At 51.1% G+C, this 13,175-nt stretch carries 13 protein-coding genes; 5 read left to right on the forward strand and 8 right to left on the reverse strand.

Annotation, left to right across the window (positions count from 1 at the left end):
- Positions 1 to 16: 16 nt before the first annotated feature.
- The 4 genes from ACTS9Y_RS11620 to ACTS9Y_RS11635 all read right to left on the reverse strand — a co-directional run bounded on the left by ACTS9Y_RS11620 (position 17) and on the right by ACTS9Y_RS11635 (position 3,344).
- A complete protein-coding gene (locus ACTS9Y_RS11620; RefSeq protein ID WP_442586089.1) occupies positions 17 to 1,162 on the reverse strand; it encodes a cysteine desulfurase family protein in 1,146 nt (381 codons plus the stop codon).
- Between the two features lie 16 nt (positions 1,163 to 1,178).
- Positions 1,179 to 1,649, reverse strand: a complete 471-nt coding sequence (locus tag ACTS9Y_RS11625; protein ID WP_442586090.1) for an Rrf2 family transcriptional regulator — start codon at positions 1,647 to 1,649, stop codon at positions 1,179 to 1,181.
- Between the two features lie 130 nt (positions 1,650 to 1,779).
- Positions 1,780 to 2,514, reverse strand: a complete 735-nt coding sequence (gene cysE, locus ACTS9Y_RS11630) for a serine O-acetyltransferase (RefSeq protein WP_442586091.1) — start codon at positions 2,512 to 2,514, stop codon at positions 1,780 to 1,782.
- Between the two features lie 92 nt (positions 2,515 to 2,606).
- Positions 2,607 to 3,344: an RNA methyltransferase gene (locus tag ACTS9Y_RS11635; RefSeq protein ID WP_442586092.1), complete on the reverse strand. Its 738-nt coding sequence runs from the start codon at positions 3,342 to 3,344 to the stop codon at positions 2,607 to 2,609.
- Positions 3,345 to 3,479: 135 nt separating this feature from the next.
- On the opposite strand from ACTS9Y_RS11635, the gene ACTS9Y_RS11640 reads away from it, so the two are divergent.
- The 3 genes from ACTS9Y_RS11640 (at position 3,480) to ACTS9Y_RS11650 (ending at position 8,544) form a co-directional block, all read left to right on the forward strand.
- On the forward strand, positions 3,480 to 4,295 hold the full coding sequence (locus ACTS9Y_RS11640) for an inositol monophosphatase family protein (protein ID WP_442586093.1): 816 nt from the start codon (positions 3,480 to 3,482) through the stop codon (positions 4,293 to 4,295).
- A gap of 1,093 nt (positions 4,296 to 5,388) precedes the next feature.
- The gene (gene mutS / locus ACTS9Y_RS11645; RefSeq protein WP_442586094.1) at positions 5,389 to 7,911 is read left to right on the forward strand and encodes a DNA mismatch repair protein MutS; all 2,523 of its coding nucleotides are present in this window, start codon (positions 5,389 to 5,391) and stop codon (positions 7,909 to 7,911) included.
- A gap of 33 nt (positions 7,912 to 7,944) precedes the next feature.
- Positions 7,945 to 8,544, forward strand: a complete 600-nt coding sequence (locus tag ACTS9Y_RS11650) for a nitroreductase family protein (protein ID WP_442586946.1) — start codon at positions 7,945 to 7,947, stop codon at positions 8,542 to 8,544.
- A 121-nt stretch (positions 8,545 to 8,665) separates the two neighbouring features.
- On the opposite strand, the gene yfcF is transcribed toward ACTS9Y_RS11650, so the two are convergent.
- The gene (gene yfcF / locus ACTS9Y_RS11655; protein WP_442586095.1) at positions 8,666 to 9,283 is read right to left on the reverse strand and encodes a glutathione transferase; all 618 of its coding nucleotides are present in this window, start codon (positions 9,281 to 9,283) and stop codon (positions 8,666 to 8,668) included.
- Between the two features lie 89 nt (positions 9,284 to 9,372).
- Complete coding sequence (gene sugE, locus ACTS9Y_RS11660; protein WP_442586096.1) at positions 9,373 to 9,693, reverse strand: quaternary ammonium compound efflux SMR transporter SugE; 321 nt, start codon at positions 9,691 to 9,693, stop codon at positions 9,373 to 9,375.
- A gap of 238 nt (positions 9,694 to 9,931) precedes the next feature.
- Between sugE and ACTS9Y_RS11665 the strand changes: the two genes are divergently transcribed.
- Positions 9,932 to 10,309, forward strand: coding sequence for a thioredoxin family protein (locus ACTS9Y_RS11665; protein ID WP_442586097.1), 378 nt, complete (start codon positions 9,932 to 9,934; stop codon positions 10,307 to 10,309).
- Positions 10,310 to 10,354: 45 nt separating this feature from the next.
- On the opposite strand, the gene ACTS9Y_RS11670 is transcribed toward ACTS9Y_RS11665, so the two are convergent.
- Positions 10,355 to 10,819, reverse strand: coding sequence for an Lrp/AsnC family transcriptional regulator (locus tag ACTS9Y_RS11670; protein WP_442586098.1), 465 nt, complete (start codon positions 10,817 to 10,819; stop codon positions 10,355 to 10,357).
- Positions 10,820 to 10,981: 162 nt separating this feature from the next.
- Here ACTS9Y_RS11670 and leuA point away from each other — a divergent pair, with 162 nt between their 5' ends.
- Positions 10,982 to 12,697, forward strand: a complete 1,716-nt coding sequence (gene leuA / locus ACTS9Y_RS11675) for a 2-isopropylmalate synthase (RefSeq protein WP_442586099.1) — start codon at positions 10,982 to 10,984, stop codon at positions 12,695 to 12,697.
- A 62-nt stretch (positions 12,698 to 12,759) separates the two neighbouring features.
- Here leuA and ACTS9Y_RS11680 read toward each other — a convergent pair whose 3' ends face one another.
- A complete protein-coding gene (locus tag ACTS9Y_RS11680) occupies positions 12,760 to 13,107 on the reverse strand; it encodes a hypothetical protein (protein ID WP_442586100.1) in 348 nt (115 codons plus the stop codon).
- Positions 13,108 to 13,175: the final 68 nt, after the last annotated feature.

Here is a 13,175-nt window from a genome sequence, read left to right on the forward strand (position 1 = left end):
TCTTTCAATAAAAATCTTATACCGCAACGGCACTTAATCCTTTTAAGCGTTTTACTTCCTGCTGCAACGCTTTCAAAAATCCTTGTATTTCAACTTCAGTATTGCTGTCACTGACACTGACGCGCACTGCGCCACGTGCCAGATCGGGTTCGACACCCATCGCCAGTAACACATGGCTGGGCTCTGTGCTGTCGCTGGAACACGCTGAGCCACTTGCTACAGCAAAACCGGCTTTGTCCAGCGCGGTTACCAGTGTTTCCCCTTCAATATTGGGGATAGCAAAAAAACTGGTATTTGGCAGCCTGTTGGCCTGCTGGCCAAATAAAGTAACACCCAGCGTTTGCAAGCCGACTTCAAGCTGCGCACGTAACTTAGATTGGGCCTCGCTACGCGATTTCAATGTCTGGGCTGCCAGCTTGCAGGCTTCAGCAAACCCGACAATGCCTGCGACGTTTTCGGTGCCGCTACGCAGGCCGCGTTCCTGGCCACCGCCATGTAACAGCGGTGCAATATCCACACGCTTATCCAGTATCAGGGCACCTACACCCACCGGCCCGCCTATTTTGTGGCTGGAAATCGTCATGGCGTTGACGCCAAGTGCATTAAAATCTACTGCTAACTTGCCAAACGCCTGTACTGCATCGGTATGACATAAGGCACCGTGGGCTTTGGCCAGTGCTGCCAATTCTGCAATGGGCTGTATGGCACCGGTTTCATTATTTGCCAGCATGGCTGAAACCAGGCCGGTGCGCGTGCTTAACTTTTGCTCGGCATCTGCCAGGTCAATCACACCTTGGGCATCTACTTGTATCGTTTGCACCTGCCAAGAATGCCAGGCTAGCGATTGCGCAGGGCGCGATACACAAGGATGCTCGATGGCACTGACCAGTAATTGCGCAGGCGCCAGATTGGCAGTGATGCCTTTAACAGCGAAGTTATTCGCTTCAGTACCACCAGAGGTAAACACCACTTGCGACGCTTGCACACCAAGGCAGGCAGCAATTTGTTTTCTGGCCGATTCAACGGCATCGCGCGCATTGCGCCCATATACATGGCGGCTAGTTGCGTTACCGGTCGTTTCAGTTAACCAGGGCAGCATTGCTTGCAAAACCTGAGGTTTTAAAGCGGTGGTGCTGTTATGGTCAAAGTAAACCGTATTCATGCGAATTTAATCAGCCTTAAGCTGCAAGCGTAGCGTCAGAGTTACATTTGCGCGGTGAAAAATGCACTGTGCCAGCGCCTTTTTTCTTTTGCATTTCAACCATGTCAGCCAAACTCACGCCAGACAAATAATCAAGGATTTTGCCATTCAGTGATGCCCATAACTCATGCGTCATGCAACGGCCCTCATCATGACAGTCTTCATTGCCGCCACATTGAGTAGCATCAATCTGCTCATCCACCGCGGTGATAATGTCAGAGACTGAAATTTCGGCATGTGCCTTGGCAATTCGGTAACCGCCACCAGGCCCACGTACACTGGAAACCAGGCCTTGCTTGCGCAACCTGCTGAACAGCTGCTCCAGGTAAGAAAGGGAAATGCTTTGACGTTCACTGATACCAGCCAATGTGATCGGTTTGTCAGCCTCATAAAGCGCTATGTCCAGCATGGCTGTGACTGCAAAACGTCCTTTAGTGGTTAATCGCATCTATGTAACACCTTTTAAAACAGACTGAAATTGTATAATAACCTACTAATTTAGTCAATTATTATGGGCGAAAAGTTCAATGCTTAAAAGGGGCTGAATGCCGCATAGATATTGGTGTTGAGAACGGTTCTTATTCCGGTTTTTTGGCGAACGCTTCACCGACGCCAGACTCGGTTTCAGCGTCACTGAGCTTGGCTAACTGCGCTTTTAGTTCCGCAATATCGGTTTCCTGCTTATGCGCATGGTCGAGCAAGCTGTTGATGGCATTGATCATGGGATCATTTTCATCATTGCCCACCGCATAGGCACTGAAACCCATTTTTTGCGCAGCGCTTTGCCGTTGTTTATTCTTTTCTTCTTCGAGGATGCGGGCAGGGATGCCGACAGCGGTCGCGCCCTCAGGCACATCTTTCACCACCACCGCATTCGAGCCGATTTTGGCATTTTTACCTATGGTGATTGGGCCTAACACTTTGGCGCCCGCACCTATCACCACGCCGGTTTCCAGCGTAGGGTGACGTTTGCCTTTATTCCAGCTTGTCCCGCCAAGCGTGACACCGTGATACAAAGTACAGTCATCACCAATAATGGCTGTTTCGCCAATCACCACGCCCATGCCATGATCGATAAAGACGCGATGACCAATCACCGCACCGGGGTGGATTTCAATACCAGTGATCCAGCGCCCGAAATGAGAAAGCAAACGGCCTAGCCAGTACAAACGGTGCGTCCATAACCAGTGGCTAACCCGGTGGAGAATGAGTGCGTGTACGCCAGGATAGGTAGTGAGGATTTCAAAGTGTGTACGTGCCGCCGGATCGCGGTCGAACACAATTGAGATATCTTCTTTGAGGTGATCAAACATGCGCGCATTATGCCATAAGTTGTTGCGACAGCCGCAAAGGCAACTTTTGGCAGCGAGCAACTTTCGATGGGGTTGTTCTCAACTTGTCATGCTTAATACTTATTATGCTTTTTAGGGTTCACCGATAATGTCAGTATCCCACGCAGCAAATTCACTTCTTCTTTTTCCAGCCGGGTGCGGCCATATAAACGGCGCAGGCGCTCAAACAGCTTTTTCGGTGCGCGTGGGTTGATATAACCTATATGTTCCAGCACCTCACGCATATGCTCATAAAAGCGTTCCAGGTCATCTTGCGTCGCCAGCTCAGATGGTTTTTCCTGGTAGTGCAGTTCACCAGTGGTCACCGCCATACGCACTTCATAACTCATGATTTGCACCGCTTGTGCCAGGTTCAGTGAAGTGTATTCCGGGTTAGCCGGAATAGTGGCTAATACATGGCAGAGATCAGCCTCGGCATTACTCAGCCCGCTCATCTCAGTCCCAAATACCAAAGCCACCTGGCTATGTTCAGAAGTCGTTTTCACTACTTGCGCCGCTTCACGCACAGTCATCACCTGCTGTGACAGTGAGCGCTCTTTACCGCTGACCCCGATCACAAACTGGCAGTCAGCCAGTGCTTCTTCCAGTGTTTGTGTGACCACTGCCTCCTCAAGTACACCCGCGGCATTCACAGCGAGTGACGTTGCCTCAGGATCAGGGAAGTGCTTGGGCCTGACCAGGTAAAGACGGTCCAGCCCCATGGTTTTCATGGCGCGGGCAGTGGAGCCAATGTTGCCGGGATGGCTGGTCTGGCAGAGTACAACGCGGATATTATTGAAGTGGATAGTCATGGCCTGGCTGGTTGAGGTGATAGAACTGGCGCGTACTTAATGAATCACTTATTCAATTTAAACTGCAATTCATTTTGTGAACGCATGATAAAACGTTAAAATGCTATTTTATCAGTTGATCCTCCCAAATACAGCATGCATCCTACCCTAAATGTCGCCATTCGCGCCGCGCGTGAAGCAGGCAAAATCATTAACCGTGCCGCCCAGGATATTGGCGCCTTAAAAATCGAGCAAAAGGATACTAACGACTTTGTCAGCGAAGTCGACCGCGGTGCTGAACAAGCGATCATCGATATCTTGAAAGATGCCTATCCAAAACACGGCTTTTTGGGGGAAGAAAGCGGTAAATCCAATGCTGAAGCAGAAAGCATCTGGATCATTGATCCACTGGATGGCACCACCAACTTTTTGCATGGATTCCCGGCGTACTGTATCTCGATTGCCTTGCAGGAAAAAGGCGTACTCACACAAGCGGTGATCTATGACCCGGTACGCAATGACCTGTTCACAGCCACCAGGGGCAGCGGTGCATTCTTGAATAATCGCCGTATCCGCGTCACGCAACGCACCCGTTTGCAAGAAAGCCTGATCTCTACCGGTTTTCCGTTCAAGGATTTCAGCTACCTTGAAACCTACATCAATATTTTCCGTGACATGGCGAAGAAAACCTCTGGTTTGCGCCGTCCAGGGTCAGCGGCACTTGACCTGGCTTATGTTGCGGCAGGCTTCTCGGATGGATTCTTTGAAATCAATTTGTCACCTTGGGATATCGCTGCCGGTGCGTTGTTAGTGCAGGAAGCAGGCGGCATCATTGGTGACTTTGAAGGTAATGAGAGCTGGTTACGGACCGGGAATATTGTGGCGGCGAACCCGAAGGTGTTCGGGCAGATGTTGCAGGTGATTGCACCGCATTTGACGGAGCGGATTAAGACGCCGACGTTAGAGGCGTAGGTCTGGTCAGTGTTGGGAAAAAAACCGGGTAGTGATAGCCGGGTTTTTTTGTGGGTGGCGTATGCGCGAAGTATGCATTTGCGGTGAAGTTTTAAACGGTAATTCTTTAGATGATTTCACGGTTGCTTATCGCCTGTAGGGGAGTAGTTTGCTATTGTTCCTCTGTTGGACGGATGCTTTTCGCCACTCGGCGAGTGACTTTTCTTTGCTTGCCCAAAGAATAAGTCACCAAAAGAAAGGGCACCCTAGCTTCCGCTTATTTCCTGCGTTGCTCGTCAACGTGGGCGTCCAGCGGAACTCGCCCTAGCGGCTTGCAAAGAACGCAAGCCACCGCGGAGCTCAAACAAGCGCTGGCCGACAACTCCCACGCTGACTGCGCTACTCGGCGCGTCAGATAGGGGCCCGTGAAAAGCACCACGCGGTTACTTAAGTGAGATTTCTTACATTGCGTCCCGTACAACCATTGAAATAGAACAAAGCAAACGGACAAAATGACCAACAAAGTAGTTTGTTGGTCATTTGCTTTAGGTCTTATAAAAAAGTCACTTAGCGCCCTGAGTGCTATACGTTTAACCAACATCTCATCGTGGTGGTTTTAACCGGGCCCCTATCTGACGCGCCGAGTAGCGCAGGCAAAATAAGGAGGAAGGGAGCGACTGTCCGAATCCCGCAGTAGCTCACGGTTTGTGTGAGCTACCAGGTTGAGTTTCGTGACCGCTTATTTTGGCGAGCAACGGAGGAAACAAGCGGAAGCTAGGGTGCCTTTTCTTTTGGTGACTTATTCTTTGGGCAAGCAAAGAAAAGTCACTCGCCTAGAGGCGAAAGAAAATGGTGAAATAGAGCACAGAACTATCCAAAGAAATACCATTTAGAACTTCGCAGGAAATGCAACAATCGTTCTCTATTCGAATCAAGCCAATACCTTGACCGCCAGCGCCTGAATAATGATCTGCTACGGCGAATATCCTGCTAAAAGTTATTCAAGCAATCTCCCACTGAAAAATGCCGCTTTTGTTGTAAGATACAACAGCTTTTTATACTCATCATCTTTATAAATCTATCCTCCCGCATGGCCTTCGAAAACCACACCCCAATGATGCGTCAATACCTGGCGCTTAAAGCACAGTATCCAGACATGCTGCTGTTTTACCGCATGGGCGATTTTTACGAACTGTTTTTTGAAGATGCCGAAAAAGCGTCACGGTTGTTAGGGATCACGCTCACCCGCCGCGGCGCCAGTAATGGCGAGCCGATTAAAATGGCAGGGTTGCCCTATCATGCTGCCGAGCAGTATCTGGCCAAGCTGGCAAAAATGGGGGAGGCGGTCGCCATTTGCGAGCAGGTGGGTGATCCGGCGACTTCCAAGGGGCCGGTGGCGCGTGAAGTGACGCGCATTTTAACGCCTGGCACTTTGACGGATGCAGCGCTGCTGGATGAAACCCGCGACAATACTTTGCTCTGTATTGCCAAAGGCGATGGCGTGCTGGGGCTGGCACGCCTGAATCTTGCTTCCGGTGAATTTGTATTGAGCGAGATTGCGCCCGGTCATTTGTCACAGGAGCTGGAACGTATTCATCCTGCCGAATTGATCACGGGTGATGATCATGTGTCAGAGGTGTTGCAGCAGGCGCGTTGTGCGAAGAAGCGGCTGGCGCCCTGGCAGTTTGATCAGGAATCAGCGCAACGTAGTCTTTCCCAACAGTTTAATACGCATGACCTGGCCGGGTTTGGTTGTGGCGAGATGCCGGTAGCGGTGGCCGCGGCAGGTGCTTTGCTGGATTACGTCAAGCATACCCAGCGCACGGCATTGCCGCATATCACCGGTTTACGGGTAGAACAGACTAACCATTATCTGCAACTGGATGCTGCCACCCGCCGCAATCTGGAAATAGACACCACCATTCGCGGTGAGTCTAGCCCCACTTTATATTCTTTGTTGAATTCAACGCAAACGGCGATGGGCGCACGTTTGTTGCGGCACTGGTTGCACCATCCTTTGCGCAACCAGCATGTGATCCAGCAGCGCCATTTGGCGGTGGCTGAGTTATTGGCGCAATCTTTAGAGAGCGTCTTGCAGCAGGCTTTGCATCCTATCGGTGATATTGAACGCATGACTGCGCGCGTGGCACTCCGAAGTGCGCGGCCACGTGATTTGTCCGGCCTGCGTGATAGTTTGTTGCAATTGCCATCCCTCACCCAGGCATTGCCGCATGTGCAATCCAGTTTATTTCTCGGCCTGTTGGCGGAGTTGCAGATCCCGTCGGACGCTTTACAGTTATTGGCACAAGCGATTCAGGCCGAGCCTTCAGCCATCCTGCGTGAAGGCGGCGTGATTGCCAACGGCTATGATGCAGAGCTGGATGAGCTACGTGCTTTGCAAACTGACCACGGCGACTTTTTATTGCAGTTTGAAGCGGCAGAAAAGGCCAGGACCGGCATTGCCAACCTCAAGGTCGAATATAACAGCGTGCATGGCTTTTATATCGAGATCAGCCGTTTGCAGGCGGAGAGTGCGCCAGCAGAATACCGTCGCCGCCAGACATTGAAAAATGTGGAGCGCTTTATCACGCCGGAACTCAAGACGTTTGAGGATAAGGTGCTCAGCGCCAACGAGCGGGCACTTGCGCGTGAAAAAATGCTGTATGAACAGGTGCTGGATGCCATGTTGCCGCATATCACGGCCTTGCAACGGATTGCCACCGCAGTCGCCACCCTGGATGTACTCGCCTGTTTTGCCGAGCGCGCGCGGGCGTTGAATTATGTACAACCGCAATTCCGTGCCGATATTGGCCTAGATATCCAGCTAGGTCGCCATCCGGTGGTAGAGAGCATCGCCCAGCCTTATGTGGCAAATGATGTGGTGCTGAATCCTTATCGCCAGTTGTTGCTGATCACCGGCCCTAACATGGGCGGTAAATCTACCTTTATGCGCCAGACTGCACTGATTGTACTGCTGGCTTATTGTGGCAGCTTTGTGCCGGCACAGACGGCAGTCATTGGAGAGATTGACCGCATCTTCACCCGCATAGGCGCGTCGGATGACCTGGCCGGCGGTCGCTCTACTTTTATGGTGGAAATGACTGAAACCGCCAACATCTTGAATAATGCCAGCGCCAATAGCCTGGTGTTGCTGGATGAGATTGGCCGTGGTACCAGTACTTTTGATGGCCTGAGCCTGGCCTGGGCTGTCGCCAAGCAATTGCTGGAAAAAAACAAATCACTGACCTTGTTTGCCACACATTATTTTGAGCTGACGCGCATCGTCGATGAAGCCAAACACGCGGCCAATGTGCATCTGGACGCGGTTGAACATGGTCAGGGTATTGTGTTCCTGCATAAGGTAGAAGAGGGCGCTGCAACCATGAGCTACGGCATACAGGTGGCACAACTGGCTGGTATCCCAAGATCAGTGGTGCAACTGGCCAAGCGCAAGTTGCAGCAACTGGAAAACCAGAGCATGGCCACCACACCGCAAAATGATTTGTTTGCCGCCAATGCTGAACCTGAGGAACCGCCACTGCATGCGGTGGTCGCAGCATTGGAAAGCATACAACCAGACGACTTAACGCCCAAGCAGGCTTTAGAACTGCTCTATGCTTTAAAAAAACAACTGTGAGACTTTAGAAAACAATCGTGAGGATTTATGACCATACAAAAACCAGCAATCACCCAACAACCTGTTCATGAAGTCATCGCCAACCGCTGGAGCGGCCGAGCCTATGATGCCAGCAAGCCGGTGGCCAAAGAGCAAGTCATCAGCCTGTTAGAGGCCGCCCGTTGGGCACCTTCCTGTTTTGGGGATGAACCGTGGCGTTATGTGGTGTGTAACAAGGCCGATAATATGCAGGCCTGGCAAGCGGCCTTTGATTGCCTGGTGCCAGGTAACCAGGGCTGGGCGGTCAATGCGCCGGTATTGCTGCTGATTTGCGCAGACACCGTATTCAGGGCGAATGGCAAACCAAACAAATGGGCTCCTTATGACACCGGTGCTGCAACAGAAAACTTGTGTTTGCAGGCCACTGCATTAGGCTTGATGGCGCACCAGATGGGGGGCTTTGATGCCGATAAAGCGCGCGCCACGTTTAAAGTGCCGGAACGCTTCCAGATTTTGCCTATGGTGACTGTCGGTTACCAGGCTGCAGTAGAGGCCTTGCCTGACGATGTGAAGGAACGGGAACTGGCCGCGCGTAATCGTCAGCCACTGGGTGAGTTGTTTTTTGATGGCGCTTGGGAAAATCCAATTATCTAAATTGGGATAGCCTTATCAGCAAGCGTGTAGTGTAGCCAAGTTTCACTGCACGAATGTATTTGCAGCGCTAATGTAAAAGTGCGATGGCTAATGGCCTATCGCACTTTTTTATGTCCATAGATTACGTGATTTTTCTGGGCAGGTTGACCCAATCCTGCACGCTGGCGCGTTGCCACTGTAACGTCGCGTAATCGGCCAGGTATTCAGGCACGGGGTCGCCGGCCAATACCAGGCGGTTAATCATGAGTGCCAGGTCGGTATCGGCAATAGACCATTGTTCAAACAAATGTAGCTGGCCAGGTTGCAATAACTGCGCTGCTGCGTGAAACAGCTTGTTGGCCGCCGCCTGTGCTTTTGCTGATAATGGCTGTGGTGAGCGGCTCAGGAACACGACTTCTGTCGAGCGTTCTTCGCGGATAGGGAGCAAGTCACTCCTTAGCCAGGCCTGCAATGCTCTTGCGCGCGCTCTCGCTAACAGGTCGATGGGATACAGTTTAGGGCCGATATAGCATTCATCAATATATTCACTGATTGCGGAAGATTCGGACAGGCTGAAGTCATCATCGACGATGGCGGGCACCCGTTGCGTGCTTGAAATCTCGGCGTAGGCGGGTGCGGACTGTTCGGATTGTTGCAGATCTAACAGACGCAGTTCAAAGGTGAGGCCTTTTTCACGCAGCGCGACAAAAGCCGACATGGCGTAGGGCGAGAGATAGTCGGCATCGACGTAAAGTATCATCTGTCATCCTTATCTTTATGGTAAAGGGTTTAGATTCTCAATGAAGTGGCCGCGGCTGCACCCACTTCGTTTGAAATGCCCTGGAAAGATTAAACCAGGGCTGCTATTTTAAGGCCAATAATGCCTGCCACAATCAACACCAGGCTGCCTATACGCAATGGCGTTGCCGGTTCACCAAACAATATCATGCCTAATATCACGGTGCCTATGGCGCCAACGCCTACCCAGATGGCATAGGCCGTGCCTACAGGTAGGGTTTTCATCGCTAACCCCAGCAAACCCAGGCTGATGACCATGGCTAACACGGTGCCTACGGTAGGCCATAATTTGCTGAAACCATCGGTATACTTCAAGCCAATCGCCCAACCCACCTCAAACAATCCTGCAATCACAAGAATAAACCAAGCCATACTACATTCCTTTCAGGTTAAATCAGGGTCGTCCCTGGAGCAAATGGAGCGGTGGGGTTGTCCTCACTTCCTGGCTTCATCATACCTCAGGTGAAATGTTATTCAAGTGTTGCCGCTTTATGTGACATAGCGCAGAGAGAGCGCCGGAGGTATAGTTTGGTCTGCGGGTTGGTAATAGCAGTCGTATCCTCTGCTACAATAACGACACAAAAATTAATCCATTGGAACAGGAAATATCATGGCAGTATTAACGCTGACTAAAGCGAATTTTAAAGAAACCATTGAAAGCAATGATTTTGTTATCGTAGATTTCTGGGCGCCGTGGTGTGATCCATGTGTGGCATTCACACCAACCTTTGAAGCCGCCGCTGCCAAGCATACAGACATCGTGTTTGGTATGGTCAATACGGAAGCCGACCCGGAAATCTCCGAATATTTTGATGTGAAACAGATCCCGGGCCTGCTGGTGATTCGCGAGCGTGCAGGGATCAATGCGCAAGTGGGCGAGATTGGTGCCCCCGCTTTGGAAGAGATCATCAAATGGGCGCGTGACTATGACATGACACAGATCCGCAAGCATTATGCTGAAGAAGATGCGAAGAAAAACAAGGCTTAAATAATGCGTGTATAAAAGGCCATGCATTGCATGGCCTTTTGTTTTTTACACGATAGGCAATCTGGCACGTGCAATCACATTGCGCAAGACAAAGCTGGTATGCACACCAGTCACCCCAGCGATCCTGGTAATCTTGTGCAGTAATAAATGCTGGTAGTCATCCATATCCTTCACCACCACTTTCAATAAGTAATCTGATTGCTGCCCGGTAATCAACAAACATTCCAGCACTTCCGGCACATTGACGATACTCGCTTCAAAATTGGCGAATCGCTCCGGCGTATGCTGGTCCATAGAAATACCGATTAACGCCATCAGGCTCAATCCCAGTTTTTTGGCATCGACCAAGGCCTGGTAGCCGCTAATCAGGCCTGCCAGTTCCAGTGCTTTTACGCGGCGCAAACAAGGGGCAGGAGAGAGTCCTATGCGCTCAGCGAGTTCCTGGTTACTGATGTGTCCATCTGTTTGCAGGATATCCAGAATAAGCTTATCAAAACGGTCTAGTTTCATTTTTTTTGCGCATTAGATTTTAAATTGAAATAATATTACATTTATTATTTATAAATTGAAATTGAATTTCAATATTAAGCTATTTTAAACAAAATAAGCAATAATATTTTTTATAAAATCACTATCATGTCTTCTATCGAATCACTATTCAGGAATGACAACATGCACGCACAACCTTCACAAAAATATCAGCCGTTTCCTGCTGTGCAACTCAAGGACCGCCAGTGGCCAAGTGCCGTGATCACCAAGCCGCCGGTGTGGATGAGTACCGATCTGCGTGATGGTAATCAATCGCTGTTCGAGCCTATGGATGCGGACAAGAAGATGCGTATGTTCAATATGCTGTGCCAGATCGGCTTTAAAGAAATTGAAGTAGCTTTCCCTTCTGCCTCGCAAACGGATTTCAATTTTGTCCGTTCATTGATCGAGCAAAACCATATTCCTGAAGATGTGACGATAGAAGTGCTGACGCAGGCGCGTGAGCACCTGATTCGCCGCACCATGGAGTCGGTGCGCGGTGCGCGACGTGTGATCGTGCATATTTACAATGCGATTTCGCCGACTTTTCGCGAAGTGGTGTTCAACATGAGCAAAGCTGAAGTGAAAGCGATGGCGGTTGACTCTGTCAAACTGGTCAAAGCGATGGCGGCCGATATGCCAGAAACAGAGGTGATTCTGCAATACAGCCCGGAAACCTTTACTGCGACTGAGCTTGAGTTTGCTAAAGAAGTCTGTGATGCGGTGACAGAGGCTTGGGGCGCGACGCCTGATCGCCAGGTGATCATCAATTGCCCGGCGACAGTGGAGGTCGCCACCCCCAATATTTATGCAGACCAGATTGAGTGGATGCACCGTCACCTTGCGCGACGTGACAGCGTGATCCTGAGCCTGCACCCGCATAATGACAGGGGTACGGCAGTGGCCGCGACTGAGCTTGGTATCATGGCGGGTGCTGACCGGGTAGAAGGTTGCCTGTTCGGGCATGGCGAGCGTACCGGCAATGTCGATCTGGTCACGGTCGCCCTGAATATGTATACGCAAGGCGTGCATCCTGGCCTGGATTTCTCGGATATGAATGCGGTAGGGCGTACGGTCGAAGAGTGTACGCAGATTGATATTCACCCGCGCCATCCATATGCCGGTGACCTGGTATTTACGGCGTTTTCCGGCTCACACCAGGATGCGATCAAAAAAGGCTTCGCCAGCCAGCAGGAAGATGCGCGCTGGAATGTGCCTTACCTGCCGATTGATCCTAAAGACCTGGGCCGTAGTTATGACTCTATCATTCGCGTCAACAGCCAGTCCGGCAAAGGCGGCGTCGCCTACCTGATGGAAAGCCAGTATGGCGTGGTGATGCCGCGTCGCCTGCAAGTGGAGTTTTCCGGTGTCGTGCAGCAATACACGGATACGCATGGCAGTGAGGTGACGGCGAAGGATATCTGGCAACTGTTTAACCGCACTTATACCGAACCCGCCTCATCGCTGAGTTTTCATGAGTATCAACTGCAATCGCAAGAAGGCGGCCAGGCCATCCGGCTGACCGTGGATGTCAATGGCGTGTCGACGATACTGAGCGGGCAGGGCAATGGACCGGTAGATGCCGCGATTCATGCACTGCAAGGGATAGGTGTATTTGCCCAGGTGCGTAGTTTCGAGGAACGCTCTATCGGCGCCAGTGCTTCGGCTGGGGAGGCGTCGGCGTGTGCTTTTGTTGAGGTTGTTTGCGGCGGTAAAGTGTATTACGGCGTAGGCATACACCCGGATATTGTGACTGCCTCCATCCAGGCGATCATCAGTGGTATCAATCGCTCTGGTCTTGCTGCAGATGATCTGGTTCCAGAAGGCATGGTGTCAGGGGCTATGGCCAAGTCTGCTTGATAACCAAGTCTGCCTTATAACTTAGGGGGTCAGTCATGCCAGCGCATGGCTGATGCTACCGTTTACCAGTGCCCGGTGGTCAGCAAGCGATAGATGAAATACACGCCCACCAGCATCATGAAATAGACTGGCAGGTTGCTGGCGTAACGCCGCTTCTGGTTGCTGATATGAGAGTTGTAACGGTGGAAAACTATGATCACCACAATCGCCAGCACCGCGATCGCGCTATTGAGCGGCGAGGCGGTCAGCCAATACCACCAGTCATAGGGCGTGATACCGGAGCCAAACATGTGGACGGCAATGCCTATCAGTCCGCAGATAATGAGGGCGACGGTGATGATGGCCTGCAATACCTGCCAGGCACCATCCGGGCGAATGTCGCGATTCTTGTTGAATTGATCAGGATCCATACAGCAATTCCTTTCCCAAACATCCTGCACACTGTGCGATTGACCGTTTGATACACCTCTACTATCAA

It is taken from the genome of Methylophilus sp. (assembly GCF_052173275.1).
In the GTDB taxonomy this organism is placed as follows: domain Bacteria; phylum Pseudomonadota; class Gammaproteobacteria; order Burkholderiales; family Methylophilaceae; genus Methylophilus.

What these genes read in the sequence shown, in the direction of transcription:
- mutS (WP_442586094.1), top strand. Translation starts at nt 5,389, where the DNA reads ATGATGCGTCAATACCTGGCGCTTAAAGCACAGTATCCAGACATGCTG.
- ACTS9Y_RS11665 (WP_442586097.1), top strand. Translation starts at nt 9,932, where the DNA reads ATGGCAGTATTAACGCTGACTAAAGCGAATTTTAAAGAAACCATTGAA.
- ACTS9Y_RS11620 (WP_442586089.1), bottom strand. Translation starts at nt 1,162, where the DNA reads ATGAATACGGTTTACTTTGACCATAACAGCACCACCGCTTTAAAACCT.
- yfcF (WP_442586095.1), bottom strand. Translation starts at nt 9,283, where the DNA reads ATGATACTTTACGTCGATGCCGACTATCTCTCGCCCTACGCCATGTCG.
- leuA (WP_442586099.1), top strand. Translation starts at nt 10,982, where the DNA reads ATGCACGCACAACCTTCACAAAAATATCAGCCGTTTCCTGCTGTGCAA.
- cysE (WP_442586091.1), bottom strand. Translation starts at nt 2,514, where the DNA reads ATGTTTGATCACCTCAAAGAAGATATCTCAATTGTGTTCGACCGCGAT.
- sugE (WP_442586096.1), bottom strand. Translation starts at nt 9,693, where the DNA reads ATGGCTTGGTTTATTCTTGTGATTGCAGGATTGTTTGAGGTGGGTTGG.
- ACTS9Y_RS11670 (WP_442586098.1), bottom strand. Translation starts at nt 10,819, where the DNA reads ATGAAACTAGACCGTTTTGATAAGCTTATTCTGGATATCCTGCAAACA.
- ACTS9Y_RS11635 (WP_442586092.1), bottom strand. Translation starts at nt 3,344, where the DNA reads ATGACTATCCACTTCAATAATATCCGCGTTGTACTCTGCCAGACCAGC.
- ACTS9Y_RS11640 (WP_442586093.1), top strand. Translation starts at nt 3,480, where the DNA reads ATGCATCCTACCCTAAATGTCGCCATTCGCGCCGCGCGTGAAGCAGGC.
- ACTS9Y_RS11625 (WP_442586090.1), bottom strand. Translation starts at nt 1,649, where the DNA reads ATGCGATTAACCACTAAAGGACGTTTTGCAGTCACAGCCATGCTGGAC.
- ACTS9Y_RS11680 (WP_442586100.1), bottom strand. Translation starts at nt 13,107, where the DNA reads ATGGATCCTGATCAATTCAACAAGAATCGCGACATTCGCCCGGATGGT.